This window comes from uncultured Stenotrophomonas sp. (genome assembly GCF_945952405.1).
In the GTDB taxonomy this organism is placed as follows: domain Bacteria; phylum Pseudomonadota; class Gammaproteobacteria; order Xanthomonadales; family Xanthomonadaceae; genus Stenotrophomonas.
The window spans coordinates 23,292-49,429 of sequence record NZ_CAMFIA010000005.1 but is presented as its reverse complement, the minus strand read 5'-3'; the positions used below and the strand labels follow the sequence as shown (position 1 = coordinate 49,429).

The window sequence follows — 26,138 nt, the reverse complement described above, 5'->3', positions numbered from 1 at the left end:
TGGCGGCAGGCAGCCGCCACCGCGGATGCGGTCACGGCGGCAGCGTCTTCTGCACGCTGATCTGGATGCCCTGGTTGTCGCGGCTGCTGCTGTCGAGCTGGTTCTGGTACTCGGCACGCAGCGTCCAGCCCTTCAGCGTCTGCAGGCCGATACCTGCGCCCAGCAGCGTGTGGTTGCGCGACTGCCGGCCCAGGGTGGCCCGGTACACCGGGCCGGACATCAGGTCGGCATAGCGCATGAAGGCCTCGCTGGAGCCCTGCATGTCATGGCCGAACTCGGCACGCAGCTGCGGCGTCCACATGCCGTAGTCGCGCTTCACCAGCCATTGCGCCAGCACGCCCGCGGTGGCGGTGCTGGTGTTCACCGTCTGTCGCTGGTAGTCCAGTGCATACACCGCATCGCCGTGTTCGCGATATCCATCCAGGGTGGCGCGGGCCAGGTCCAGGCGGCCGTAAGGGGTCAGCAGCAGACTGTCCAGGCGATGCTGGAAGCCGGTGGAGAACGAGGCGAACCACTGCGTGCCATCGCGGCTGCCGTAGGCGGTAGTGCCGTTGTCGGTGATGAAGCGGCGCGCCTCGAAACTCAGCCACTGGTAGCCAAGCAGGCCATCCACGTAGAAGCCACCTTCCGGATGGAAGCTGGCATAGCCGGCGATGCTGTAACCATCCACCGTGCTGCGGCTGCCATTGCGACCGATATCCGACGCATCGTGGCCATAGCCGATACCTGCACCCAGGCTCAGCGACGGACCGAGCTGGCGGTCGGCACCCAGGCTGACGCCGGAGGTGGTGAAGTCGATGCCGTTGCTGCCAGCACCGGACTTCAAGGTACCGAAGTTCACCGCGCCGCCGGTCCAGAACGCGAAGCCATCGGCCGGGGCGGCCGCAGGCGCGCTGTCGGCCTGCAGCGCCGGTTCGCCGGCCATCGGCAGCGCTTCGCCGGTGGCGCCGATACCCTTCTGCAGCAGCTCCGGTTGCTGTGTACGGCGCTGGCTGCTGGCCGAACTGAAGGTGATGCCGTTGCTGAAGCCGCTGCGGCTGCCTCCGGCACGCAGGCTTTCCAGGCGCCGCTGGAAGTTGCCGATCTGGCCGATCGCCATGCGCCGCGCGCCTTCCACCTGCGCATCGAGCACGCCCAGCACTTCCGCATCGCGTGATGGATCACTGCGCGGCTTGACCATCACATCCACCGTACCCGGTGCCGAGGTGGCGAAGGCATTGCTCAGCGTGTAGGTGATGCGCACCGCGCCGCCGAACGTCGCCGCCGAAGTGAAGGCCAGGGTGTAGCCGGTGCCGCTGGCCGAGATGCTGGCGGTACCCGCTTCGGCCGGCGAGACCGAGACCAGGTTGGCGGCGGTGAACGGTCCGCCGCGTGCCGTCGTGGTCAGGTCCACGTTGACCGCGGTGCCGGCAATCGCCGAAGCGGTCAGCGCGGGTGCCACCGGGCGCGGATTGACGTTCACGCTGATCCGCGCCGGTGCCGACGCACCGAACGGGTTGCTGAGCGTGTAATCGAAATCAACCACGCCGGAAGCATCGGCGTCGGCGCTGTAGACGATGCTGGCGCCCTGCACCACGGCCGTACCCGAAGACGGCGCGCGGGTGATGCTGACCGCAGTGAACGGACCATTGAGCGCGCCGGCTTCGGCCTGTACGGTGACCGACTGCCCGGCCAGCACCGTTGCGCTGTGCGCGGCGGCCACCGGCACTGCCAGCGGAGTAACCGTGATGCTCACTGTCGCCGCCGTGGAGGTGCCGCCGGGACCGGTGGCGGTGTAGGTGAAGCTGTCGCTGCCGAAGAAGCTGGTGGACGGGGTGTAGACCACGTCCAACCCGGCGACCACCGCCGTGCCGTGCGCGGGCGGTTGGGCCAGCGCGATGCTGGTGATCGGCCCGGTATCGTTGGCGGTGACATTGATGCTCACTGCGGCATTGGCCGGTGTGCTGGCCGCATCGTTGACCACGACCGGAACCGGCTGGTTGATGCCCACCGTGAACACCTGGCTGCCGGTGAACCCGAAGGTATCGGTCGCGGTGACGGTGAAACCGTAGTTGCCTGCTGTCGTGGGCGTGCCACTGAGTGCACCGGCACTGCTCAACGCGATGCCCGGTGGCAGCGCACCCGCGGTCAGGCTGTAGGTGAAGCTGCCGCTGCCACCGCCCGCACTCAGGGCCTGGCTGTACGCGGTCGCCACCTGGCCGCCTGGCAGGGTGGTCTGGACGAAGACGATCACCGGTGCGCTCACGGACAGCGTGTAGACCTGGCTGCCGCTGAAGCCGAAGCCATCGGTCGCCGTCACCGTGAAACCATGGCTGCCGACGTTGGTCGGCGTGCCACTGAGCACGCCGCTGCTGCTCAGCGCGATGCCCGGCGGCAGCGCACCCGCGCTCAGGCTGAAGGTATAGCTGCCATTGCCGCCGCTGGCAGTCAGCGTCTGCTGGTAGGCGATGCTGCCGGTTGCGGCGGGCAGGGTGGCAGGCGTGAGGGTGATCGCAGGCGCGTTGACGGTGAAACTGTAGGCCTGGCTGCCGGTGAAGCCGAGACTGTCGGTGGCGGTGATGGTAAAGGCGTAGCTGCCTGCGCTGGTCGGTGTGCCCGACAGGACGCCAGCACTGCTCAGGCTGATCCCCAGTGGCAGCGGGCCCGAGGACACGCTGAAGGTATAGCTGCCGACACCGCCACTGGCACTGACCGACTGCAGGTAGGCCCCACCACCGGTCGCGGCCGGTAGCGTCGGCGGCGTCAGCGAGATCGTCGGCGCGGCGACGGTCAGCGTATAGGACTGGAGTGCGCTGAACGGTGCACCGGTACCGGTGCTGCTGTCGGTCGCCCGCACCGTGAAGGTGAAGCTGCCGGCCTGGGTCGGCGTGCCGGACAGCACGCCGGCGCTGGACAGCGCCATGCCTGCTGGCAGTGGGCCGCTCTGCAGCACGTAGGTGTAGCCGGGTGTACCGCCACTGGCGGAGAAGCTGTGGCTGTAGGCGGTGCCGGCGCTGGCATTGCTCAGGCTCGCCGCCGGCAATACCACCACCGCGCCACCGACGGTACCCGAGTAAGGCTGGTTGCCGCTGAACCCGCCGTTGTCGGTCGCCCCGACGGTGAAGTTGTAGGCGCCCGCCTGGGTGGGCGTACCACTGATCACCCCGCTGGTCGTGTTCAACAACAGGCCTGCGGGCAACGCACCTGCGACGATGGCGTAGCTGAAGGCCGGCTGGCCTCCGCTGGCAACCACGGTCTGGTTGAAGGCCGTGCCCACGGACATGGCCGGCAGGGTTGCGGGTGTCAGGGTGATGATCGGGGCAACCACCACCATGGTGTAGCCGCCGGTGACGGAGAACGGAGCACCGGTACCGCTGGACACATCGGTGGCAGTCACGCTGAAGCTGAAGCTGCCGGCCGCAGTGGGCGTGCCCGACAGACCGCCGCTCGGCGCCAGGCTGACGCCGGGCGGCAATGTTCCCGAGCTGATCGAGTAGCTGTAGGGGGGCGTGCCGTTGGTGGCGGTAAAGCCGATGCTGCCCAGCGCGATGCCGGCCGTTGCATTGAAGGTGGCACCGGAGGCCGGTGACAGCACCAGCGTTGGCGCATTCACGATGAGCAGATAGGAATGGCTGCCGGTGTACGGACCGGTGCCGGTACTGCTGTCGGTGGCAGTCACGGTGACGTTGAAATTGCCAGCACTGGTGGGCGTGCCGGTGATCGCACCCGCGCTCGACAGGCTGAGGCCCGGCGGCAGCGCACCGGCGGTCACTGCGTAGCTGTAGCCGGCGGTGCCATCGGAAGCGGTTACCGTCCGCGAATAGGCCACGCCCACCGTCGCGTTGGCCAGCGTGTTCGGCGCGATCGAGATCGTCGGCGGGTTCACGGTCAGCGTCAACGGAGTGCTGGTGGTACTGAAGGGACCGGAGCCACCGCTGCTGTCGGTCGCGGCAACCGTGAAGTTGAAGGTGCCGCCTGCGGTAGGCGTACCGGCCAGGCTGCCGTTGCTGGCCAGGGTGACGCCGGCCGGCAGGCTGCCCGAGGCGATCGCATAGGTATAGGGCGCGGTGCCCCCCCCTGCGCTGGCAAGCGAGGCGCTGTACGCCGTACCGACCGTTGCGGCGGTCGGATTGGCCGGCGCATAGGTGAGGGCCGGGGCGGCGATGTTCAGTGTCAGCGTGCCGCTGGTGGCGCTGAACGGTCCGATGCCGGTGCTGCTGTCGGTGGCGCGAACGCTGAAATTGAAACTGCCATTGGCCGTCGGCGTCCCTGTCAGGCTGCCGTTGCTGGCCAGGCTGAGGCCGGCCGGCAGGCTGCCCGACACAAGGACGTAGCTGTAGGGAGCGGCGCCACCGCTGGCGCCGCCCAGCGACTGGCTGTAGGCCGCGCCGACGGCGCCTGCAGGCGGGCTGCCGGGGCTGTAGCTGACCGTTGGCGGCGAGACCGTGAGGGTCACGGTCGCCGGTACCGATGTACCCCCGGCATTGGTCGCGGTGTAGGTGAAGCTGTCCGGTCCCGCATAGCCCGGCGTGGGCGTGTAGGTGATCGAGGTTCCCGATGCGGTCGCGGTGCCATGGGTGGCCGGCCCGCTGACCGCTACCGAGGTGGGCGCGCCACCGGTGATGTTCAGCGGGACCGGATTGCTGGTACTGCCATGGGCAACCATCATGCTGACCGGATTGGCAACCGGCGGCACCACGTTCTGGACGTTGATCGACAGGCTGGTCGCCGAGAAGAACGGCGTGGGCGTGCTGCTGTCGGTGACGCGGATGTCGAAGGTCTTGTTGCCCAGCACGGTGGGCGTACCACTGATCGTGCCGTTGCTGGCCAGGGTCAGGCCGGTCGGCAGCGTGGTGCCGCCGTTCATCGTGTAGGTATACGGACCGGTGCCGCCGCTGGCCGCGAGGCTGAAGGAGTACGGGGTATTGATGACCGCGTTCGGCGGAGCATTGGTCAGGCTGATGGTCGGTGCCGCGACGGTCACCGAATAGCTGGCGATGCCGGTGAGCGGTATGCCGGCACTGTCGGAGGCGGTGATCGAGAACGAGAAGGTGCCCTGCGTGGTCGGCGTACCCGACAGCACGCCGGCGGTCAGCGCCACGCCGTTGGGCAGGCTGCCGGCAGTGACCGCGAAGGTATAGGGCGCTGTACCTCCAGTGGCGCTGAAGGGGGTGCTGGGATACGCCACACCGACCGTTCCGCCGGGAACGGTGGCCGGTGAAATCGAGATCGGCGAGGTGGCAGCCTGGATGAACAGGCTCACGGTGATGTTGTTGCTGCCGGAGCCATCATCGAACGCGAAGCTGTCGGTCAGGCTGCCGTTGCCGCTGTGGGTGTAGCTGATTTTCGAGCCGGCGTGGTTGGTGACGGTCGCGGTGCCGTTGCTGGCCGGCGTGGTCACGTCACCGATGCCGAAGCCCGCCTGGCAGGAGGAGACATCGATGATGATCGAGGTTCCTGCCGCCATCGGCGAGGCAGAGCTTGCGTTGGGCGGAATGAACGGTGTACACGCTGCGCTGGCAAAGCCAGGCAATGCCAGCATGACCAGCCATAGCAACAGCATTCCCAGTTGCGTGGAAATGCTGTGGCCGAGCCCATGGCGCATCGCGCCGCGATGCATCGACTCTGCGTACACCATGTTGTGCCCCCTGCTTGCCCGGCGTCAGGCCAGGCAATATGCAATACGACGGTGATAGCCGCCGTGGCCCGTAAACCAGCAGCCGCGGTACCGGACTTTCCCCACCGGCAATTGCCTGCCCATGCCTGGCGGTCCTGCCACCCTGAATCCTTCAGCCCCTTGCGGGCGGCAAGCGGCATATTCTGAAACAAATGCAGCGCCCCTTGTCAAGGCGCCAGTTAATGCGCCAGAGTTAACCCGCCGGCCAGGGGCTGGGAGCCGGCGCCAAAAACCCAGGGGGATCCATATGTCGCAGGCCTTTCTCGGGCAGATAATGCCCGTGGCATTCAATTTTGCGCCCAGGAACTTCGCCCTGTGCAATGGGCAGACAATGCCGATTGCACAGAACCAGGCGCTTTTCTCGCTGCTCAATACCATCTACGGCGGTAACGGCTCGACCACGTTCCAGTTGCCTGACCTGCGCAGCCGGACACCGATCGGTTCCAACAACGGCACCGACATGGGCCAGAAGGGAGGAGCGGAAACGGTGACCCTGCAGGTCAACCAGATTCCTCCGCATACGCATTCCTTCACTGGCACGACCGCCAACGCAACCTCACGCATTCCCAATGGCAACGTGCTGCTCGGCGCAACCAGCACGCAGAAGATCTATGGCGCTGCGGGAGGCAAGCAGGTCGCCCTCAATGTGCTGGACAACGCGGGGCAATCACAGGCGCACGCGAACATGCAGCCCTATCTGGTGCTGAACTTCTGCATCGCGCTCAACGGCATCTTCCCTTCGCGCAACTGACCGGAGCTCCTGCCATGTCGCAACCCTATGTTGGCGAAGTCCGCATGTTTCCCTACAACTTCGCTCCGCTGGGCTGGCTGGACTGCGATGGCAGCCTGCAGTCCATCGCCGAGTACGACCTGTTGTACAACCTGATCGGCACGACCTACGGCGGTGACGGCCTCACCACCTTCGCGCTGCCCAACATGAGCAGCCGCATCCCCGTTCAGCAGGGCACCGGTTCCGGCCTGGGCACTTACGTGCTTGGGCAGGTTGCCGGCACCGAGGAGGTCACCGTGGCGCCGGGACAGATGCCGGCGCACAGCCACGCATTCAATGCCGTGGACTCGGCCGCCAGCGCCACCGCGCCCGCCAACACCCTGCAGCTGGGTTCGGTCAGTGGTGACACGCTCTACACCAGCAGCACCAGCGGCATCGTAAGCGGCACCCTGGCCCCCGCATCGGTGGGATCCGCCGGTGGCACCCAGCCGCATGACAACACGATGCCGACCCTGACCGTGCGCTACTGCATCGCCTGCTTCGGCATCTATCCCACGCAGGGCTGACGATCACCGATCGTCCACAAGGAACCCATCATGAGCGACTCCTTTACCGGCGAGATCCAGATCTTCGGCTTCAACTTCGCACCTGCGAACTGGGCCATGTGCCAGGGACAGTACATTCCGGTTCAACAGAACACTGCGCTGTTCTCGCTGCTCGGCACCACCTTCGGTGGAAACGGTGTGTCCAACTTCCAGCTGCCCAACTTCACCGGCAACGCGCCCGGCGGCCAGGGCACCGGACCGGGCCTGTCACCGCGCGTGATGGGTGAAACCTACGGAAGCCCAAGCGTCACGCTGCTGCCCAACCAGATTCCTGCCCACAGCCATGCCGCCCGCATCTACAACCAGCCGACCACCGCGCTGCGCACCGGCATCCCCGCCCAGGGTGATGCCCTGATCACCCCCGAGTCGGCGACCATCCTGGCCGTGAACGCCTCGGCCAACAGCGCCTATCCGGCGACCACCGTCGGCTTCACCGGCAATGGAGACGCGCATGAGAACCGGCAGCCCTACCTCACGCTGAACTTCTGCATCTGCCTGTACGGCATTTTCCCGTCGCGGCCCTAGGCGTGCTTGCGGGATTGGATTTTCCGCCTGCGCAGGCAACGTGGCAGCCGGCGGCGGAACAGCTGCTGCCGGCAGGCGTGCGCTGGCGCGAAGCGCGGCGGGATGACCTGCCGTTCTTCCGCCAGCTCTTTGCCGAAACGCGTGCGGCAGACCTGGCCGCACTGCCGTGGCCGGATGCGCAATGCCAGGCGTTCCTGGACAGCCAGTTTGCGCTGCAGCACCTGCACTACACCACGCACTACACGCCCGCGTACTTCCTGCTGATCGAACAGGCCGGCCTGCCCGTCGGTCGCCTGTACCTGCACGACGACGGGCACCAGATGACGATCATCGATATCGTGCTGGCCGGTGCAGTACGCGGCCTGGGAATCGGTTCAAGCCTGTTGCGCGTGCTCCAGGCCACCAGCCTGCGCGATGGCCTGGCCGGCATCGAGCTGCATGTTGAAAAACGCAATCCAGCGGCGCAGCGTCTCTATCAACGCCTGCAGTTCCGTGTTGAAGAAGATATCGGCAGCCACCTGCGGATGCGCTGGGCGGCAGCCGCGCTCAGTTGAACAGCGCCTGGTAGATGAAGCCGGTGCGATCGCGCGCGATCGGCACCAGGAAGATGCCGAACTCACCCAGGCCGTGGTGGCGCATGGTGTAGATCCGCTGCGGGAACAGGACCGCCGATTCATTGCGGAACAGCAATGAGAACGGTGCACGCATCTGTCCTGCAACCGGATGGTCGGGCATCGGCGCGGCTTCCACCAGCACGAACGGCACGCCGCTGTCTTCGATCTCGGCGTTGAAGGTTTCGTTGAGATGAGCTGCGAACTGGTCAAGCTGGAAAAAGTGCATGCATCGCCTCCCGCGGTTGCCATCGAGCATGCCGAAGCGGCCATCGGCTTTCAATGGGGCCTGCGGCGGCGGCCTGGCGGGCGCGGTCGGGTGATACTGTCGACCTCTCCGCTGGCGTGCCCAAGGGCTGATCCGATGCGTAGCTGCCTGCTGCTCCTGGCCCTGTGCGGCCTGCTGCCACCCGGCCCGCTGCAGGCCGCCGAAGGCCCTGCCAGCGCAGCCGGCACGCTGCCGGATGCCCCCTTGCCCGCTGCGCTGGACCGCGTGCTGCGCGACTACGAGCAGGCGTGGCGCAGGGGTGATGCCCAGGCGCTGGCCGCGCTGTTCGCCGAGGACGGCCTGGTCCTGCAGAGCAGCCAGCCGCCGGTGCGCGGGCGCGATGCGATCAGGTCCGCTTACGCCGGCCAGGGCGGCAGCCTGCTGCGGCTGCGTGCACTGGCGTACTCGGTGGATGGCAACAGCGGCTACATCATTGGTGCCTACCGCTACGGCAGCGCCGTCGGCGACGCCGGGAAATTCACGCTGACGCTGAAGCGCAGCGGTGATGGGCCGTGGCTGATCTTCTCTGACATGGACAACAGCAACGCGCCGCCACGGGTGCGATGAGACGGGCCTGCCCAGCACGCTCGGCACCTGCCAACGCTGCAGAAAAAACCCCGGCGCGTGGCCGGGGTTTTTCGATTCACTTGAACAGCGTGTCCGGATATTCCGGTTTCTGTTCGCGCGCCAGCAACGCGCGCAGGCCTTCTTCCGGCGTCTGCTCGCCGTGCAGCACGGCACGCACGCGGTCGGAGATCGGCAGGTCGATGCCATGCCGGCGTGCCTGTCGCATCACTTCGTCGGCGGTCTGCACCGACTCGACCACCTGGCCGATCTCGCGCACGGCATCCTGCAGCGTCTGGCCGCGGCCCAGGGCCAGGCCCAGGCGGCGGTTGCGCGACAGGTCGCCGGTGCAGGTCAGCACCAGGTCGCCAAGGCCAGCCAGGCCCATCAGCGTTTCCGGCTTGGCACCGATCGCCGCAGCCAGGCGCAGCATCTCGTTGAGGCCACGGGTAATCAGGCCGGCACGAGCGTTGAGGCCCAGCTGCATGCCATCGGCCACACCGGTCGCCACTGCCAGCACGTTCTTCATCGCACCGCCCAGCTCGGCACCGACCATGTCGTCGCCGGTATAGGCACGGAACGCCGGGCCGTGCATCGCCTCGGCCACCGTCTGTGCGAACTCGGGCACGTCGCCATGCACGGTGATCGCGGTCGGCAGGCCCTGGGTCACTTCCTTGGCGAACGACGGCCCGGTGACCACGGCCAGCGGTACGTCCTCGCCCAGCACTTCGCGTGCCACTTCATGCAGGAAGCGGCCCGAACCCGGCTCGAAACCCTTGGTGGCCCAGGCCACGCCGGCACCGGCCGGGCGCAGCGGCGCCAGCGCGCGCACGGTTTCACCGAACGCGTGCGACGGCGTCACCACCAGGATCCAGGCCGCGCCCTCCACCGCCAACGCGAGGTCGGTGGTGGCACGCAGGCTGTCCGGCAGCGGGATGCCCGGCAGGTAGCGCGGGTTCTCGTGGCGCTGGTCGATGGCTTCGACCACGGCAGCGTCGCGCCCCCACAGCACGGTCGGGTGACCGTGCCGTGCGAGCAGGCTGGCCAGCGCGGTTCCCCAGGAACCGGCGCCCAGCACGGCGATCTTGTCAGCGGTAGTGCTCATCCGTGACGTCGCAGCAGGAATCAGGCGTTGCCCGCCGGCTCGGAGTCAGCCAGCGACGGTGCGTCGCCCTGCTCCTGGCGCTGGCGCAGGGTTTCTGCGTACAGGCCTTCGAAGTTGATCGGCTGCAGGAAGAACGGCGGGAAGCCGCCGGCCTGGATCAGGTCGCTGATCAGCTGGCGCACGTACGGGAACAGGATGTTCGGGCACTGGGTGCCGAGCAGCACGTCGATCGACTGCGGGTCCAGGCCGACCAGGCCGAACACGCCGGCCTGCTTCACTTCGGCCACGTAGGCGGTGCGCTCACCGGCCTGGCAGGTCAGGGTCACCGCCAGCACGACTTCGAAGGCATTCTCGCCCAGGCGCTGCACCTGCTGGTTCAGGTTCAGCTGCAGCTCCGGCTGCACCTGGTCGTTGAAGATGGTCGGAGCATTCGGCGACTCGAAGGAGACGTCCTTGACGTAGATCTTCTCGACGGTGAAAGCAGGGCCGGTGGCGGCATCGACCGGCGCGGCGGCGCCGTTGGTGATCTCTTCGGACATTTCCAGTAACTCCAGGTGAATGCAATGAAAACGATGGTCGAATTACTGCGATGGGGGCGGGATCAGGCCCATACAAGGCCGGACCCGCCACCTGCGGCAATCAGTTGCGGCCCTTGACCAGCGGCAGCTCGGCCTGCTGCCAGGCGGGAATGCCGCCGTCGAGCACGTAAACCTTCTCGAAGCCGGCCTTCTTCAGCGCCTTGGCGGCGGTTTCCGAAGCGTTGCCGCTGCGGCACACCAGCACCACCGGCGACTGCTTGGCATTGGCCACCAGCTTGTTGTCCGGGCCGAAGGCACTGGCCTGGGCGTTGCGGCTGCCGGCGATGTGGCCCTTCTCGAAGTCACCGCTGGCCGACAGGTCGACCACCACCGTGCCGCCCGCGTTCATCAGCTGGGTCAGTTCGGCGGGCTTGATGCCCTTGAAGCCCCGGAACAAGCGGCGGATTTCGGTGACGATGATGGCCACGGTCAGGCCGACCAGGGCCGCGGACAGCATCGGGTTTCGGCCTGCAAAGGCCAGCAACTCTTCGTAATTCACTCAGGTCACGGGTCGATTAAGCGGGCGCCGATTGTCGCACAAGCCGGACGCGGCCCGTCACTGCCCCTTCCACAGGTCCGGCAGGCCGGCGGTCTGCCACCAGCGCTTGGCCTCCGCGTCCCAGCGCCAGCGCTCGACCACGACCACGGTGCGCTCGGCCTGGGTGTTCTGGTTGATCACCCCGATTTCGACCCGGCGCTCGACCTCGCCACCGTCCAGCGAGGCGCTGCTGCGCTCGCGGTAGGACGACACCCGCAGCTGCGCGTAGCGGTTGAGCTCGAACTCGGTCGGCGGCTTTTCCTTGCGCAGCTTGGGGTCGAGATAGCCGATGGCATCGTCCATGCTGCCCCAGCGGATGGTCGCCCCGTAGGCGACCTGGGTCTCTTCCAGCAGCTTGCGCTGCTTGCGGCTCAGCTCGTCGGCCGAGGCCACGGCGCTGGCCAGCAGCAGGGAACAGATCAGGAACTGGATGAGGCGGCGCATTGGTGGGTTCCCCAGAACGTCAGCCTGCCATCCTACCCTTTGGCGAAGGCAACGAAGCGACCGCTGAATTCGGCCGCCGGGCGGCCGTCGGCACCCGGCTGGGTGGCGATGATGCTGATGCGCGCCTTGCGGCGCTGGCGGAAGGTGTTCAGGAAGGCGTCCCAGCCGCTGGCTTCGGCCGCCTGGGCATGCGCATGCAGGTCTTCATAGACCGGCGCCAGGTAGCGCAGGTTGCTGTCGGCCACGTAGACCTCGGCATCGTGGCCGGCCAGGCGCAGGCGCAGGCTGACCAGTGCCCAGCCGGACAGGGTCAGCACCGAGGCCAGGCTGCCGCCGAAGGCGTTGCCCTTGTCATTGACGTTGGCGGCCAGCGGCGCGGTGATGCGCAGCACGCCATCGGCATAGCCGTCGAGCTGGATCTGCATGGCGCGGACCGCCGGCATGCAGTCCAGCACGTCCTGCAGGGCGGCCAACGAGGAAGTCAGAGCATCAACGGACATCGGAGCAGCGACCACGACAACGAAGGGCCCGCATAATGCAGGCAATGGCCGACCATACGATACCCACTGGCGCCGCCGCTTCCGAAGCGGGCTGGACCCTGCTTTCACTGCGCCCGCAGGGCCAGCATTCGGCGCTACGCCGCGCCGTTGCTGGGCTGGGCGGGCATGTGCTGGCGCTGTCACCCTGGCGCCTGCAGCGCCTGCACGGCACGCCCGTGGTGCGCCAGCTGCAACGCGCGCTGAACTGCGATCGGGTGGTGTTCACCAGTCCGGCCGCGGTGACCGCGGCGGCGGCGCTGCTGCCCCTGGCCGAGGCGCAACGCAGCCCCTGGCTGACCGTGGGCGAAGGCACCGCGCGTGCACTGCAGGCGCAGGGCATCGGCGAGGTCCACGCGCCGCAGCGGATGGACAGCGAAGGCTTGCTGGCGTTACCGGTGCTGGCCGGCGTACAGGGCCTGCGCATCGGGCTGGTGACCGCGCCCGGGGGCCGCGGCCTGATTGCCGCGCAGCTGCAGGCCGCCGGCGCCACCATCGAGCGCGCCGATGTCTATCAGCGTCGCCTGCTGCGACTGCCGCCGCGTGCGCGTGCGCGCTTGGCGCATTCAGCCTATCCGTGGCTGCTGGCGATCAGCAGTAGCGAAGCGCTGCAGCATGTCTGGCAGCAGCTGTCGCCCGCCTTGCAGCAGCGCATGCAGGAACACGCGATCGCCGTGGTGGCCAGTGATCGGCTCGGCGAACAGGCGCGCGCCCTCGGCCTGCAGCGCATCGTGCGCGCGGCCGGCCCCACCGGCGCGCAGCTGGTGGCCGCTGCACACGCCACGCTCACCGCCCCGGCAGCGACCTGAACAGGGACGTGGATCACGCTTGCCGCTGTCGTCGGCAACAGTGATGCTGTGCACAACGCGGCCTGCCGGCCCCCGACCGGCGACGTTGCCGACAAGGAAGCCCGATGAACGACACTCCGCCTGTTTCCCCGCCCCGTCGTCCCGTGCGCTGGCTGCTGCCGCTGGCCGGGGTGGTCGTGCTTGGCGCGGGGGGCTATGCCGGCTGGCATGTCTGGCAGCAGCAACAGAACGAGCAGGAAGCACAGGCACAGACCACCGCCGTGCAGCTGCAGGGCCTGGAAGCCACGCTGGATGCGCTGCGTCGTGACCAGCGCGCCACCAGCCAGCGCCTGCAGGATGCGGCCACCACCAACCGCGTGCTGCGCGACGAGATGCTGGGCCTTTCCCAGCGCAGTGCGTTGCTGGAAGAGAACCTGGCCAAGCTGGCCGACAGCGCCAACCAGGGCCGCCAGGCCGTGCAGCGCGACGAGGCCGAACTGCTGCTGACCCAGGCCGCGCAACGACTCAATTACGCCGACGACGTGGAAGGCGCGCGCCGCCTGTACGCCCAGGCCGCCACCGCGCTGGCCGATCTGCCCGACAGCGACGGCCTGAACCTGCGCCAGGCGCTGGTGCAGGAACGCGATGCGCTGGATGCACTCGGCGCCGGCCCGCGCGTGCAGTCGCTGCAGCGCCTGGATGCGCTGGCCAAGGCATTGCAGGGCCTGCCCTCGCAGGTTGCCGGCAGCACCGCCACCACCTCCGCCAAACCGTGGTGGCAAGCCACCCTGGCACCGTTCGTGGACATCACCCCGAGCCGCCAGAACGGCCCGCTGACCGCTGCCGAACGGCGCAATGCCGACGATGCGCTGCAGCTGGAGCTGACCCTGGCGCGCGCGGCGATCGAGCGCGGTGACCGCAGCAGCCGTGATACCGCGCTGGAGCGCGTGGAACACTGGGCGCAGCGGCGCTGGCCGGATTCACCGGCCCTGCGCGCGCAACGTGTTGAACTGAAGGCCTTGCGCGAACTTCCGCTGCAGGCCAGCAACAGCGTTCTTGGCAGCACCCTGCAGCAACTGCGCACCCAGACCGACCGGAGGTAACCCCGCATGAAACCCCTGCAATCCCTGGTCGTGCTGTTGCTGGCCGTGGCCATCGGCGTGGTCGCCGCGCAATGGCTCGGCGCCGATGACCTCAACCGTTTCGGCGAAGTGACCCTGCGCTACGGTGGCTACGACTACCACAGCAATCTGCCCAAGGTGGCGCTGCTGACGGTGATCGCGGTGCTGGTGCTGTGGCTGCTGTGGAGCCTGATCGCCGCACCGTTCCGCGCCTGGGGCCGCTACCGCCGCAAGCAGGGCCGGGTGCGCCTGATCGATGGCCTGCAGGCGTATGAGCACGGCCAGTGGCAGCGCGCGGAGAAGCTGCTGGACGGCGCCGCCAAGGACCCGGAAGTGAGCGCGGTGGCGCTGGCCAACGCCGTGCGCAGCGCGCAGGCCCGTGCCGACAGCGCCGCTGGCGAAGCACTGCTGCAGCGCCTGGGCGAGAGCGATGCCACCCTGCACGCGCTGCTGCGCGCCGAACAGCTGCTGGCGCGCGACCTGCCGGTGGACGCGATCAACACACTGGACGTGGCCACCATCCAGCCGCTGCCGCCACGCGGCCTGTGGCTGCGCACCGAAGCGCTGGCCCGCGCCGGGCGCGCCCACGAGGCCTATGGCCAGCTGGGTGCACTGCGCCAGACCAAGGTGCTGCCGGCCGAATCGAACAGCGAACTGGAAGCACGCCTGGCCGCGCAGGCCCTGCTGGAAGCGGCCGACGTCAATGCGCTGGCCGCGCAATGGGAGGCCACCCCGAAGGCACTGCGGCCGACGCCGGACGTGGTCGCGGCCTATGCCAGCCGGGCGGTGGCGTTGAACTGGGATGAGCCGGCGCTGCTGGCACTGGAACAGGCGCTGGACCAGCGCTGGGACGACGAACTGGTGGCGCTGTATGGCCGCCTGCCGGCCGAACGCCTGGCCACCCGCCAGGCCAACCTGCAGCGCTGGCGCAACGTGCATGACGGCTCGGCCGCGCTGCGCCTGGCGCAGGGCCGCGTCGCCCTGGCACAGCAGCAGTGGGAGGCCGCCGATGGCTTCCTGCACGAGGCCATTGCCGCCGGTGCCGGTGCACCGGCCTGGGAAGCACTGGGCGAACTGTTCGCGCAGCGTGGCGAGCACGCGCTGGCCGCGCAGTGCCTGGCCAATGCACTGCGCCTGCAGCGTGGCGAAGACAGCGTGGAGCTGGTGCGCAGCAGCGAGGCAGCGCTGCGTACCACGCTGGAGGAGCAGCCGATCGCGCTGCAGCCACCGGTGTATGACGCCAACAAAGAGCGCTGATGTGTGCCGACCCACGGTCGGCACCCACCTGGGGAAAGGTAGATCCACGCCACGCGTGGATGTGGTCCACACCCCCCCCAGCGAAGCAGGAAAAAACGCCGCCCGATGGGCGGCGTTCTCATCTGGAGACGCGCCGCCGCAATCAGCGCTCGACGATGGCCACCACGCCCATGCCGCCGGCGGTGCAGATCGACACCAGCGCGCGGCCACCGCCACGTTCGGCCAGCTGCTTGGCCGCGGTGGCGATCACGCGTGCGCCGGTGGCGGCGAACGGGTGGCCGGTGGCCAGCGACGAGCCCAGCAGGTTGATCTTGTCAGGGTCGATGCGGCCCAGCGGTGCATCCAGGCCCAGCCGGTTGCGGCAGTAGTCCTCGCTCTCCCAGGCGCGCAGCGTGCACAGCACCTGCGCGGCGAAGGCTTCATGGATCTCGTAGATGTCGAAGTCCTGCAGGGTCAGTCCGTTGCGCTTGAGCATCTCCGGCACGGCCACGGTCGGCGCCATCAGCAGGCCTTCGCCATGCACGAAGTCCACCGCGGAGACATGCGCGTCGCGCAGGTAGGCCTGCGGTTCGTGGCCATGCGCGCGCGCCCACTCTTCACTGGCCAGCAACACCGCCGCGGCGCCGTCGGTCAGCGGGGTGGAGTTGGCGGCGGTCAGCGTGCCGCGGCCAGACACCTTGTCGAAGGCCGGCTTCAACGTCGCCAGCTTCTCCAGCGAGGTATCCGGGCGCAGGATGTTGTCACGCTCGACGCCACGGAACGGGGCGATCAGGTCGTTGAAGAAACCGCGCTCGTAGGCGGCGGCCAGCTTCTTGTGCGACGACACCGCCCACGCATCCTGCGAATCGCGCGAGATGTTCCACTCCTTGGCCATGTCCTCGCAGTGGTCGCCCATGCTCTTGCCGGTGCGCGGCTCGGCCACGCCCGGGAACTCGGGCTTGAGCTCGGAGAACTTGAAGCCCGAGGTCAGCGCACGGATCTTGTCGCCGGTGCTCTTGGCGCGGTTGGCGGCCAACAGACGCGCGCGCAGCTTCTTGCCGTAGACGATCGGCACGTCGGAGGTGGTGTCCGAGCCGCCACCGATGCCCGATTCGATCTGGCCCAGCGCGATCTTGTTGGCGACGGTGATGATGCTGTCCAGCGAGGTCCCACAGGCGCGCTGCAGGGTGATGCCCGGGGTCAGCGGCGACAGGCCGGAGGACAGCGTGGCCTCGCGACCCAGGTTCCAGTCGCTGGAGTGCTTGATCACCGCACCCATTGCCACTTCACCCAGCTGCTGGCCGTGCAGGCCGAAACGTTCGACCAGCGCGCCCAGCGTACGGACCGACATGCCGAGGTTGCCGACATCCGAATACGCGGTGTTCTGGCGGCAGAACGGAATGCGGACGCCACCGAGGATGGCGACGGGACGAGCGTTGGGCATGGAGATACCTGGCATGGATGAGGGTGTCTGCAACATGGCCTGCACTACGGAGCAGGCATAATGGGGCCAAGTGTAGCTGCCGCCCTGTGATGGGCCAACCGTGGAATCATGAGCAAACCCGACCCCGCGATGAATGCCCTTGGCGTGCTGGCCCTGGAACTGGCCGGCGGCGAAATCCCCCGCCAGGCGGTGCTCAGCGCCGATCAGGCCGGTGAACTGGCCGAACGCGTCGGCCGTGACCTGGCCAAGCTGGTGCCGCAGGTGGCCGAGCTGGACCTGGTGTTCGCCGCCGCCCATTTCGACCCGGCCGAAGTGCTGCGCCCGGGCTGGCCGATCCACCGCCGCCTGGAAGAACTGCAGATGCGCGCACCGGGCCGCAACCAGGGGCCGCGCATGCTGGCCTTCGGCACCGATGCCGACGGTGACGTGCCGCTGCCGTTCCAGGCCGATGCCAGCCTGGTCGGCGGTGGCCTGCGCGTGGTGCCGTTCCTGCTGACCGGCAGCGACGTGGCCACCACCCATGCAGTCGCCCATGCACTGGAAGAAACCCTGCTGGCCAACGGTATGGCGCATGCCGACACCGCACTGATGGCGCAGAACACCTTCGGTGCCCGCATCGAGCACGCGCGCTATTTCACCGTGAACGACCTGGCCGCGATGATGTCGATGCAGTACGACAACCAGGGCCTGGCCGCGCTGTGGCCGCTGATCGAAACCGCGATCATGGCCCCGGGCGACGACGAGTGGCTCAACGCCGCGCCCGAGCCGCTGCTGCGCTACACCCACGGCGAGGCGCGCATGGCGCTGTTCGACCCGGCGGGCTGGTGCGCGCACTACAACCACGGCAAGAACGACTGCGACCGCCTCAAGGGCATCTACGAGCAGTTCCTGATGCGCCAGCGGCAGATGGCCGCCGTGCTGGAAGCGCACGGCGTGCCGGTGCTGTTCGTGCACTGCGAGGCCGGGCAGGACGCGCGCGAACTGCTGGCACGCTGAGAGGCAGTGCCGGCCGCTGGCCGGCACCCTCCGGATCTTCGATTGCCGGCCAGCGGCCGGCACTACCGATCAAGAAAAACGCCGGCTTGCGCCGGCGTTTTCCATTTCCAGCAGGACCGCTGTTACGGGGCCTTCTTGATCACCGCGCAGGCCAGGCGCGCGCCTGCGTTGCCGGTCGGCTGGGTCTTGTAGTCGTCCGCATCGGCGTGGACGATCAGGCCGCGGCCGATGATGTCGAAATCATCGCCCTTGCCGATGTTGACGTTGCTCGACACCGGGCCATCGATGGTGGCCACGCCCTTGTCGTCGGCCTTGATGTTGGGCATGTCGCCGCCGTGGTGCGGATCGGTGGCGACATTGCCATGATCCTGGTGGCCCGGGTTGAAGTGGCCACCGGCACTCATGCCGTCCGGCGCGCTGCAGTCACCCTTCTCGTGGATGTGGAAGCCATGCTCGCTGCCCGGCTTCAGGCCACTGATCTGCCCGGTCACGTGGACCTTGCCGTCAACCACCTTGAAGGTGACGCTGCCCTTGGCCTGGTTGCCCTGGGTCGGTGCCAGCTCGGCGCTGGCCGAGGCATCGGCGGCCGCGGCCGCAGCCGGAGCGGGGGTCGCCGCCGGTGCCGGGGTGGCGCCGTCGGCCGGGGCCGCCGGCGGGGTTTCCGCCTGCGGCGCGGCAGGCTGCTGGTTGCAGGCCGCCAGGCCCAGTGCGGCAATGGCTGCGAACAGCGAAGTGTGGATCAGACGCATTGGAATCTCTCCGTAGATGATGCCTGCAGTGATCAGCGGACAACCCGGATCACGCCACAGGCGATGCGGACGCCGGCATTGCCGGCGGGCTGGCTGCGATAGTCGTCGGCGTTGGCATGCACGACCAGTGCACGTCCGGCAATATCGGTGGCGGCGCCTCCGCCAAGGGTAACGCCCTTGAGGTGGATATCGACGTTGGCGCGGCCCTGGGCGTCGGCACGCAGGTTGTCCATGTCGCCCAGGTGGTGCTTGCCGGTGCCGGCGCGGCCATGCGCAGCGCCACCGGGGTTGAAGTGATTGCCGGCACTGCTGGCGTCCACCGCACTGCAGTCGCCGCGCTCGTGGATGTGGAAGCCGGCCTGCTGCATAGGCTGCAGGCCGCCGACCAGGCCGGTGAGGTGGATGCCGCCCGGTTCCACCATCAGCGCCAGGCGGCCGCTGACGATGCTGGCCGAAGCCGGCGACAGGTTCGCCTCGGCCTGCCTGGCGGCACTGACCACGGTCGGCGGCGGCGGGGTGGGTTCGGCCTTCTTCGGTGCGCTGCCACAGGCAGACAGCAGCGCGGCGGCGGACAACGGCAGGATGGCAAAGGACAGGCGCATCGAAGACTCCTTGCGGGTAACACTAAGCATGGCATCGTCCATGCACGATCAACAGTTCGGCAAGCGGGCGCGAGGATCGCGTGCAGGGGCCGTTCAATGGCCCCCGCGGCGGCGCCCGGCGCCCAGCTTGCGGGTGAGGGTATTGCGGCCCAGGCCGAGCCGCGCGGCGGCTTCGGCACGACGGCCGTGGGTGATCTGCAGCGCCGCCTCCAGCAGGGCATGGTCGACCCGCTCGCGCACCTGCGCATGCAGCCCTTCCACGCCTTCGGACAGCTGACGGCGTGCCCATTCGGCCAGCAACGTTTCCCACTGCCCCGGATCGGCACCGCTGGTGCTGCTGCGACGGCCGCGCGCACGATTGAGCGCGGTATCGACATCGGCCACGCCGATGGTGTCGGCGGCGGCCAGCGCGGCCATCCGCCAGCACACGTTCTCCAGTTCGCGCACGTTGCCCGGCCAGTCGTGCTCGCGCAGCGCCTGCAGGGCAGCGGCGGTGAGTCGCTTCGGCGCGGTATCCAGCTTGCGCGCGGCCGCGGCCAGGAAGGTACTGGCCAGCTGCGCGATGTCTTCGCGGCGCTCGCGCAGCGGCGGCAGCTGCAGCCGCACCACGTCCAGGCGATGCAGCAGATCGGCACGGAACTTCCCCTGCGCGACCAGCCCTTCCAGGTCCTGGTGGGTGGCAGCCACCACGCGGACATCGACGCGGATCAGTTCACGGCCGCCGACGCGGAAGAACTCGCCCTGTGCCAGCACGCGCAACAGGCGGGTCTGCAGCGGCAACGGCATGTCACCGATCTCATCCAGGAACAGCGTGCCACCGTCGGCCTGCTCGAAGCGGCCGATATGGCGGCGCTGCGCGCCGGTGAAGGCGCCGGCCTCATGACCGAACAACTCGCTTTCCAGCAGCTCGGCCGGAATCGCGGCGGTATTGAGCGCGACGAACGGCCCGTGCGCGCGCGGCGATTCACGATGCAGGGCGTTGGCCACCAGCTCCTTGCCGGTGCCGGTCTCGCCGGTGATCAGCACTGCCAGCGGCGCCTGCGCCAGGCGGCCGATGGCACGGAACAGCGCGCGCATCGGCGGGGTATCGCCCACCAGTTGCGGCGACTGGTCGCTGGCGGTATCGGCCGCGGGTGTGGCTGCGGCCAATGCCGGCGCCACGGCCGGCAGTACGCGCTGGGCCAGCGCCACCGCGTCATCCAGGTCGAACGGCTTGGACAGGAATTCATGCGCACCGCCGCGGAATGCACCGGCGGTGCTGGCCACATCGGTGTAGGCCGACATCACCACCACCGGCAGCTGCGGCAGTGCGGCCTTGAGCTTGTCCAGCAGCACCAGGCCGTCATCGCCGGGCATGCGCACGTCGGTGAACAGCAACGCCGGCGGCGGGCCTTCGCCCAGTGCCTGCAGGGCTGGGGCGGCACTGTCGAAATCGACGACCTGGTAGCCCGCCTCGCGCAATGCGGTGCACAGCACGAAGCGCACGGCGCGGTCGTCGTCGACCACCCAGATACGCTGCACGGGAGGGGAAACGTCAGACATCGCGCGGGGCCTCCTCGGCCGGGGCGGCGCCGTTGCCGATCGGCAGCAGCAGGGTGAACACGGTATGGCCCGGACGCGAGCGGTAGGTCAGCGTGCCACGGTGCTCACGCGCGACCTGCTGCGCCAGTGCCAGGCCCAGGCCGGTGCCTTCGGCACGGCCACTGACCAGCGGCAGGAACAGGTGCTCGGCCAGTTCCTCGGGCACGCCACGACCGTCGTCGGCGATCTCCAGGCGCAGCGCAAGCGTGTGCAGCTGCTCGGCAATGCGCACGCCGTGCTCGACCCGGGTGCGCAGGGTGATGCTGCCGGCGCCGGCCTGGATCGCGTTGCGCACCAGGTTCCACACGGCCTGGGTGAGGCGGTCGGCATCACCGCGGAACTCGGGAATGCTGGGGTCGTAGTCGCGCTGCAGGCGCACCGCCCAGCCGGCCTCGCTCTCGGCCAGGCGCAGCACCCGCTCCAGCGCGGCATGGATGTTCAGTTCGGCGTGCGGTGCCGCCGGAGCCGGCGACAGCAGCTGGTCGAGCAGGCCGTTGAGGCGTTCGATCTCCGAGCCGATCAGCTCGATCAGTTCACGCTCGCTGGCATCACGCTGGGCCGCACGGCGGGCCAGCAGCTGGGCCGCCCCCTTCAGCCCGGCCAGGGGATTACGCAGCTCGTGGGCCAACCCCTTCAACGCCGCGCTGAGCGCACTGGGCAGGGCCTGGGTCGGGTCCAGCCCGGGGAATTCGTCGACCGGATGCGCCTCCAGCAACCAGCCGCCGTCGTCGCGGCGGCTCATCCAGCCCTCGGCGAAACGCGGCGCCTCGCCGGGCACCGCCAGCGCCAGCCGGTTCAGGCGCAGGCTGTCGCGCTCGTCACGGGCAAGGAAATGGGCCAGCGCCTCGCCCTGCACTTCCAGCGCGGCCAGCGGCTGGCCAAGCAGGCGGCGGCCACTGACGCCCAGCCAGCGGCCAAACGCCGGATTGCAGCCGATGATGCGGCCATCGGCCCCGGCCCAGGCCAGCGGCGTGCCCAGGGCATCGAGAGACGGCGGGGGTGCGGGGTCGGACATTGCACCAATGTAGTGCAAAACCAGGGCAGGACATCACATTGCGTCGGATCCGTCGCGGACTGTCGTCGCCGGGAATTCCCCCGCGTGCTTGCTTCCTCGATACTGACGACATACGATACTAACGAGCTGCGTTACTATCATGTCGATCCAGTCATTTGCCTGCAAGCGCACACGGGCATTGTTCGAAGGCGAGCGGGTACCAAGATGGCGTCACATTGAAGCGGTAGCGCTCCGCAAGCTGGCCATGATCAACGTGGCCGCCGCCCTGGAGGATCTGCGTGTTCCCCCGGCCAACAGGCTGGAGGTGTTGCGCGGAAACCGGCGTGGCCAGTACAGCATCCGCATCAACGACCAGTTCCGCGTGTGCTTTGTATGGAGTGCACAGGGCCCCTCCCGGGTCGAAATTGTCGATTACCACTGAAGGAGCCGCGCCCATGCGCACTGTCCCCTACCCCTTCCCCGGCGAAATCCTGCTGCACGAGTTCCTGCAGCCGTTGGGCATCACCCAGTACCGGCTGGCGAAGGCGATCGGCGTCCCGCAACGCCGTATCGGCGAGATCGTATCCGGGCAGCGCGCGGTCACGGCGGATACGGGGCTGCGCCTGTCGCGCTATTTCGGGGTATCGGACACGTTCTGGATCGGCCTGCAGGCCGACTTCGATGCCGCGATGACCAAGGACAAACTGGCCGAGGTGCTGGCCCGGATCGAACCGTACAACGCGGCCGCATGAACCCACCAGGGCCGGGGTCAGATCCCTTTGCATGCGGAAAGGGATCTGACCCGGGGACGTAGCCCCGGGCGCTGCCGCGGTTACACCGGATAGCCGGTGGCCAGCCGGGCCTTCTTCCAGGCGGCTTCGAATTCACGCGCGGTGATCTCGTCGTCCTCGTCGAAATCAAGGAACGACACCGGCTGGTCGGCCAGCGGGAAGCGGTCATCGCTGTGGCCGTGCTCGTCGGCCCAGACCGCGGCCGTGCCGTAGACCTCCACCTGGCGCACGATCTTGTCGCCACGCGCTTCCATCAGCACGTTGCCCTTGCCCAGGCCCGATTCGGCCCAGTGCTTGTAGTACTTCTTTGCGGCGGATTTCGCGCCGGATTTTGCGTTGTGCTTTGCGTAGGTCATTGCGTGGATCCTGGCCGCAAGCGCGGCCGGAAAGTTCGGAATGGCGCCATTATCAGGCATCCGGGGCTCAGATCCCGTCCCTGCGGAAAGGGATCTGCCCGCTGCCGACCTACCGTGGCAGCGCCACGCCCTTCGGCCACAGCATCCAGATATTGCCCTTCTGCTTCATGTCGCCGGCCAGCTTGCCGGCGGCATCGCCGCTGCCCCAGTACAGGTCCGCGCGCACTTCACCGGCGATGGCACCGCCGGTGTCCTGCGCGGCCACCGGGCGCACCACTGGCGTGCCATCGGGGCGCGTGGTCGACAGCCACAGCAGGCTGCCCAGCGGCACCACGGTACGGTCCACCGCCACGCTGTAGCCGGCGGTGAGCGGTACGTTCAGCGAACCGCGCGGGCCTTCCGGGCTGTCCGGGTTCCGCACGAAGAACACGTAACTCGGGTTGCTGCGCAGCAGTTCCGGCACGCGCGCAGGGTTGGCCCGGGCCCATGCGCGGATCACGTCCATGGTGACGTCTTCCTTCTTCAGCTGGCCCTGGTCGACCAGCCAGCGCCCGATCGCGCGGTAGGGGTGGCCGTTCTGCTCGGCATAGGCCAGGCGGACCTGCGTGCCATCGGCCAGGCGCACCCGGCCGGACCCCTGGATCTGCAGCAGCTGCAGGTCCATCGGGTCGGTCAGCCAGGCCAGCACCGGTGCCTTGACCCCCTTGGCCGCGATGCTGCCAGCGTCGTCGTAGGGCTTGAGCACCTTGCCGTCGAGGCGGCCACGCAGGCGCTTGCCCTTCAGTTCCGGGTAGACGCTGTCCAGCTGCACCACGATCAGGTCATCCGGGGTGCCGTACACCGGCACCGTCGCCTTGTCGGTGCGGGTCAGGCTGCCGGCATAGATCGGCTCGTAGTAGCCGGTGATCAGTCCATCGGCCTGGTGGCCACCGGCGCGCAGCGCGTAGACATCCAGGTCGCGCTGCAGGAACTGGCGGATCGCCGCCGGGTCCTTGTCTGGAATCGCGGCTGCGGTAGCGCAGGGCCGGGCCCAGACCGCATCGTTCTTCAAGCGGGTGCAGCTGCTGCGCCAGGCAACGAAGCCGGCCTGCAGGTCGCTGTCGGAAACCGGCGGCAATGCGCTCCAGCCGGCCTTGGCATAGGTGGTGGCAGGCGGCACGACCGGCGGCGGTGCTTCGGAGCCGGTGCGGGGAGCGGTGGTGGCGCAGCCGGCGAGTACCGCGGCGGCCAGCAGGGCCCAGTGCTTGTGCTTGCGGAGGGAGACGGAGTCGATCATGCCACCATGGTGGAGGGCCAGCCGCCGAGCGGCAACCCGTCCCCGGTTCAAGCATTCATGCGCGGGGTTACGGCGTCTGCAGCAGCAGCGAGTGCAGGATGCGGGCATCTTCGGCATCCAGCGTCTTCGGCAGGTCGTCGCGGCCGCGGAAGCGGCGGTGGAATGCAGCGACAGTGGCTTCACGGTTGTCCAGCGGATAACCGAAGCGGGCCAGCGCCGCCCAGCCATCGAAGCCCTCCGGCGCGGCTCCATCAGCGGCGCGCGGCCACACGCCGAACCCGGCCTCGGCCAGCTGCTGCCAGGGGAAGAAGCGGCTGGGGTCCTGCTTGCGCGTCGGCGCCAGGTCAGCATGGCCGATCACCTGCCGCGGCGGGATGTTGAGGCGGCGGCTGAGATCGCGCAGCAGCACGATCAGCGATTCGATCTGCGCCGGGCTGAAGGGGCTGCGGCCATCGTTGTCGAGCTCGATGCCGATCGAGGCCGAGTTGAGATCGGTGATGGTGCCCCAGCGTCCGGCTCCGGCATGCCAGGCACGGCGCTCATCGGCCACCAGCTGGTAGCGATGGCCATCGGCGCCGATCAGGTAGTGCGCGCTGACCGGTCCACCGCTGTTGGCGGTGCGCAGCGTATGCAGGCTCTGCTGCACCGACTTCTGCTCGGTATGGTGCAGCACGATGATGACCGGGGTGCGCGCGTTCTGGTTGGGTGACGGCACCCAGGTGGCGAGCGGGTTGTGCTGCACGGGCGCGGTGGCCGTGCAGGCCGAAAGGGCCAGCGCCAGCAGTGCGGAAACCAGAAGGCGGGGGCTGATCATGGGCAGATTGTAACCACGGACCGCGGCCGCCGTTCGCCTCCACGCGCCGAACGACACCGCCGGTGGCCCCGCTGTCCGCATGGGAACAACGGGGACGGGTCAGGCCAGCGCCCGGCCAGCCGACGTGCCGCTCAACCTCGGAAGAGCGACAGGGTGTACAGCACCAGGCCCCAGCCCACGATCGCGAGCGGCAGTACGCCCACCGTCGGCAGGGCGAATGGCTCGCGCCGGCCGAGGGTGACCGCTTCCTGGGAAACGCATGGTCAGTAAGAAGTGAAGTGCCTCGCCGAAAGGCCAAAGAGAATCAATGAAGACACCATCAAACAGAGTTCAAGACGTCCGCAAACGCGGTACAGCAGGAAACGCAGAATCGCCACGAGAGTCAGGACAGGCAGGCTGGCCAGTCCAAACAGGAGGATGTAGTTCATCGAGCTGTCCAGCAGATCACATGAAAGGAGCGCCACACCCTGCATCCGCCCGCAGCCGGTGAAGGTGATACTGAATGTGAAATTCAGAAGTATGACCGTCCACGCGATCAGGCATATCGACCATAGCGATAGATACATGTTCTTCAACATGTGAACACCTCGAAACGCACTTGGGCCGGCATCCGAACTCACCTCCAGCCACCGGGGAAATTCAGCCTTGAACGATCCCAGCAGGGCCCAGTGCTTGTGCCTTCAGAAGGAAGCGGAGTCGATCATGCCAGCATAAGGACCAGCGCCAGCAGTGCGGACACCAGAAGGCGGGGGCTGATCATGGACAGCCTGTAAGCAGGGACCGCGGCCACCGTTCGACTCGCCGAGCCGAACGACACCGCCGGTGGCCCCGCTGTCCGCATGGGAACAGCGGGGACGGATCAGGCCAGCGCTCGGCCAGCCAGCGTGCGCCTCACCCCCGGAAGAACGACAGGTTGTACAGGAACAGGGCCCAGACCACGATCGCGAGCGGGAGCTCGAAAAACGCGGAGCGGTGCCGCAACGCCATCCGGATGAACATCACCACGGTCAACAGGGGCTGCCCGAAGAAGCAGACCCAGAAGAGCGCTTCCACACCCGGCATAGACAGCTCGTAGATTCCGAGGGAATTGTCAGTGTTCCGATTGAAGGCGACCGCCCCCCATGAGACGAGCAGGAAGAGCCAGGCCAGTGCACTGAGGCTCGACATAAGCTTGATCCACCCCTTCATCAACCTAGGTGTGCTGCTCATGTTCCTCATCTAGCGTCTGGT

Annotated in this window: 28 protein-coding genes; 11 read left to right on the top strand and 17 right to left on the bottom strand. The window is 68.1% G+C overall.

Annotated features, from left to right (window positions below; genetic code table 11):
- Positions 1-31: 31 nt before the first annotated feature.
- Positions 32-5,617 carry a putative Ig domain-containing protein gene (locus Q0P60_RS06675; RefSeq protein ID WP_294990045.1) on the bottom strand — a complete coding sequence of 1,862 codons (5,586 nt, stop codon included), beginning with the start codon at positions 5,615-5,617 and terminating at the stop codon, positions 32-34.
- 286 nt (positions 5,618-5,903) lie between these two features.
- Here Q0P60_RS06675 and Q0P60_RS06670 point away from each other — a divergent pair, with 286 nt between their 5' ends.
- The 4 genes from Q0P60_RS06670 to Q0P60_RS06655 are packed head-to-tail and all read left to right on the top strand — an operon-like array spanning position 5,904 to position 8,070.
- A complete protein-coding gene (locus Q0P60_RS06670) occupies positions 5,904-6,407 on the top strand; it encodes a tail fiber protein (protein ID WP_294990042.1) in 504 nt (167 codons plus the stop codon).
- A 14-nt stretch (positions 6,408-6,421) separates the two neighbouring features.
- Complete coding sequence (locus Q0P60_RS06665) at positions 6,422-6,952, top strand: tail fiber protein (protein WP_294990039.1); 531 nt, start codon at positions 6,422-6,424, stop codon at positions 6,950-6,952.
- A gap of 30 nt (positions 6,953-6,982) precedes the next feature.
- The gene (locus Q0P60_RS06660; RefSeq protein WP_294990036.1) at positions 6,983-7,516 is read left to right on the top strand and encodes a tail fiber protein; all 534 of its coding nucleotides are present in this window, start codon (positions 6,983-6,985) and stop codon (positions 7,514-7,516) included.
- 14 nt (positions 7,517-7,530) lie between these two features.
- The gene (locus Q0P60_RS06655; RefSeq protein ID WP_294990033.1) at positions 7,531-8,070 is read left to right on the top strand and encodes an N-acetyltransferase; all 540 of its coding nucleotides are present in this window, start codon (positions 7,531-7,533) and stop codon (positions 8,068-8,070) included.
- On the opposite strand, the gene Q0P60_RS06650 is transcribed toward Q0P60_RS06655, so the two are convergent.
- On the bottom strand, positions 8,063-8,356 hold the full coding sequence (locus Q0P60_RS06650) for a hypothetical protein (RefSeq protein ID WP_294990031.1): 294 nt from the start codon (positions 8,354-8,356) through the stop codon (positions 8,063-8,065). The genes Q0P60_RS06655 and Q0P60_RS06650 overlap by 8 nt on opposite strands.
- A gap of 135 nt (positions 8,357-8,491) precedes the next feature.
- Between Q0P60_RS06650 and Q0P60_RS06645 the strand changes: the two genes are divergently transcribed.
- The gene (locus Q0P60_RS06645) at positions 8,492-8,962 is read left to right on the top strand and encodes a nuclear transport factor 2 family protein (protein ID WP_294990028.1); all 471 of its coding nucleotides are present in this window, start codon (positions 8,492-8,494) and stop codon (positions 8,960-8,962) included.
- 76 nt (positions 8,963-9,038) lie between these two features.
- On the opposite strand, the gene Q0P60_RS06640 is transcribed toward Q0P60_RS06645, so the two are convergent.
- The 5 genes from Q0P60_RS06640 to Q0P60_RS06620 all read right to left on the bottom strand — a co-directional run bounded on the left by Q0P60_RS06640 (position 9,039) and on the right by Q0P60_RS06620 (position 12,124).
- Positions 9,039-10,064 (bottom strand): NAD(P)H-dependent glycerol-3-phosphate dehydrogenase, encoded by a 1,026-nt coding sequence (locus tag Q0P60_RS06640; RefSeq protein WP_087921132.1) that lies wholly within the window; start codon positions 10,062-10,064, stop codon positions 9,039-9,041.
- 20 nt (positions 10,065-10,084) lie between these two features.
- Positions 10,085-10,603: a protein-export chaperone SecB gene (gene secB / locus Q0P60_RS06635; RefSeq protein ID WP_005407596.1), complete on the bottom strand. Its 519-nt coding sequence runs from the start codon at positions 10,601-10,603 to the stop codon at positions 10,085-10,087.
- 100 nt (positions 10,604-10,703) lie between these two features.
- Positions 10,704-11,141 carry a rhodanese-like domain-containing protein gene (locus Q0P60_RS06630; protein WP_004153552.1) on the bottom strand — a complete coding sequence of 146 codons (438 nt, stop codon included), beginning with the start codon at positions 11,139-11,141 and terminating at the stop codon, positions 10,704-10,706.
- 57 nt (positions 11,142-11,198) lie between these two features.
- Positions 11,199-11,624 (bottom strand): hypothetical protein, encoded by a 426-nt coding sequence (locus Q0P60_RS06625; RefSeq protein WP_294990019.1) that lies wholly within the window; start codon positions 11,622-11,624, stop codon positions 11,199-11,201.
- Positions 11,625-11,656: 32 nt separating this feature from the next.
- Positions 11,657-12,124 (bottom strand): YiiD C-terminal domain-containing protein, encoded by a 468-nt coding sequence (locus tag Q0P60_RS06620; RefSeq protein ID WP_294990016.1) that lies wholly within the window; start codon positions 12,122-12,124, stop codon positions 11,657-11,659.
- A gap of 35 nt (positions 12,125-12,159) precedes the next feature.
- On the opposite strand from Q0P60_RS06620, the gene Q0P60_RS06615 reads away from it, so the two are divergent.
- The 3 genes from Q0P60_RS06615 (at position 12,160) to Q0P60_RS06605 (ending at position 15,326) form a co-directional block, all read left to right on the top strand.
- Positions 12,160-12,969, top strand: coding sequence for a uroporphyrinogen-III synthase (locus tag Q0P60_RS06615; protein WP_294990013.1), 810 nt, complete (start codon positions 12,160-12,162; stop codon positions 12,967-12,969).
- A gap of 104 nt (positions 12,970-13,073) precedes the next feature.
- Positions 13,074-14,051, top strand: a complete 978-nt coding sequence (locus Q0P60_RS06610) for a uroporphyrinogen-III C-methyltransferase (protein ID WP_294990010.1) — start codon at positions 13,074-13,076, stop codon at positions 14,049-14,051.
- Positions 14,052-14,057: 6 nt separating this feature from the next.
- Positions 14,058-15,326 carry a heme biosynthesis HemY N-terminal domain-containing protein gene (locus tag Q0P60_RS06605; protein WP_294990007.1) on the top strand — a complete coding sequence of 423 codons (1,269 nt, stop codon included), beginning with the start codon at positions 14,058-14,060 and terminating at the stop codon, positions 15,324-15,326.
- Between the two features lie 142 nt (positions 15,327-15,468).
- Here the strand turns inward: Q0P60_RS06605 and Q0P60_RS06600 are convergent, their stop codons facing one another.
- Positions 15,469-16,764, bottom strand: a complete 1,296-nt coding sequence (locus tag Q0P60_RS06600; protein WP_294990004.1) for an acetyl-CoA C-acetyltransferase — start codon at positions 16,762-16,764, stop codon at positions 15,469-15,471.
- Between the two features lie 93 nt (positions 16,765-16,857).
- Between Q0P60_RS06600 and Q0P60_RS06595 the strand changes: the two genes are divergently transcribed.
- Positions 16,858-17,745 carry a hypothetical protein gene (locus Q0P60_RS06595; protein WP_294990001.1) on the top strand — a complete coding sequence of 296 codons (888 nt, stop codon included), beginning with the start codon at positions 16,858-16,860 and terminating at the stop codon, positions 17,743-17,745.
- 122 nt (positions 17,746-17,867) lie between these two features.
- On the opposite strand, the gene Q0P60_RS06590 is transcribed toward Q0P60_RS06595, so the two are convergent.
- The 4 genes from Q0P60_RS06590 to Q0P60_RS06575 all read right to left on the bottom strand — a co-directional run bounded on the left by Q0P60_RS06590 (position 17,868) and on the right by Q0P60_RS06575 (position 21,692).
- Positions 17,868-18,494, bottom strand: coding sequence for a superoxide dismutase family protein (locus Q0P60_RS06590; RefSeq protein WP_294989998.1), 627 nt, complete (start codon positions 18,492-18,494; stop codon positions 17,868-17,870).
- A gap of 32 nt (positions 18,495-18,526) precedes the next feature.
- The gene (locus tag Q0P60_RS06585; RefSeq protein ID WP_294989995.1) at positions 18,527-19,096 is read right to left on the bottom strand and encodes a superoxide dismutase family protein; all 570 of its coding nucleotides are present in this window, start codon (positions 19,094-19,096) and stop codon (positions 18,527-18,529) included.
- 93 nt (positions 19,097-19,189) lie between these two features.
- Positions 19,190-20,638, bottom strand: coding sequence for a nitrogen regulation protein NR(I) (ntrC, locus tag Q0P60_RS06580; protein ID WP_294989992.1), 1,449 nt, complete (start codon positions 20,636-20,638; stop codon positions 19,190-19,192).
- On the bottom strand, positions 20,631-21,692 hold the full coding sequence (locus Q0P60_RS06575) for an ATP-binding protein (RefSeq protein ID WP_294989989.1): 1,062 nt from the start codon (positions 21,690-21,692) through the stop codon (positions 20,631-20,633). The genes ntrC and Q0P60_RS06575 overlap by 8 nt, the downstream gene beginning before the upstream one ends.
- A 139-nt stretch (positions 21,693-21,831) precedes the next feature.
- On the opposite strand from Q0P60_RS06575, the gene Q0P60_RS06570 reads away from it, so the two are divergent.
- Both Q0P60_RS06570 and Q0P60_RS06565 read left to right on the top strand, forming a co-directional pair.
- Entirely contained in the window at positions 21,832-22,113 is a 282-nt protein-coding gene (locus Q0P60_RS06570) for a type II toxin-antitoxin system RelE/ParE family toxin (RefSeq protein WP_294989986.1), read from the top strand.
- A 13-nt stretch (positions 22,114-22,126) separates the two neighbouring features.
- The gene (locus tag Q0P60_RS06565) at positions 22,127-22,423 is read left to right on the top strand and encodes a HigA family addiction module antitoxin (protein ID WP_294989983.1); all 297 of its coding nucleotides are present in this window, start codon (positions 22,127-22,129) and stop codon (positions 22,421-22,423) included.
- An 80-nt stretch (positions 22,424-22,503) separates the two neighbouring features.
- On the opposite strand, the gene Q0P60_RS06560 is transcribed toward Q0P60_RS06565, so the two are convergent.
- From Q0P60_RS06560 to Q0P60_RS06540, 5 genes are all read right to left on the bottom strand, one after another.
- Positions 22,504-22,818 (bottom strand): hypothetical protein, encoded by a 315-nt coding sequence (locus Q0P60_RS06560; protein WP_294989980.1) that lies wholly within the window; start codon positions 22,816-22,818, stop codon positions 22,504-22,506.
- A gap of 109 nt (positions 22,819-22,927) precedes the next feature.
- Positions 22,928-24,094 (bottom strand): MltA domain-containing protein, encoded by a 1,167-nt coding sequence (locus tag Q0P60_RS06555; protein WP_294989977.1) that lies wholly within the window; start codon positions 24,092-24,094, stop codon positions 22,928-22,930.
- Between the two features lie 67 nt (positions 24,095-24,161).
- Complete coding sequence (locus Q0P60_RS06550) at positions 24,162-24,908, bottom strand: N-acetylmuramoyl-L-alanine amidase (RefSeq protein WP_294989974.1); 747 nt, start codon at positions 24,906-24,908, stop codon at positions 24,162-24,164.
- A 263-nt stretch (positions 24,909-25,171) separates the two neighbouring features.
- Entirely contained in the window at positions 25,172-25,486 is a 315-nt protein-coding gene (locus Q0P60_RS06545; protein ID WP_294989971.1) for a hypothetical protein, read from the bottom strand.
- A gap of 313 nt (positions 25,487-25,799) precedes the next feature.
- Positions 25,800-26,117 (bottom strand): hypothetical protein, encoded by a 318-nt coding sequence (locus tag Q0P60_RS06540; protein WP_294989968.1) that lies wholly within the window; start codon positions 26,115-26,117, stop codon positions 25,800-25,802.
- Positions 26,118-26,138: the final 21 nt, after the last annotated feature.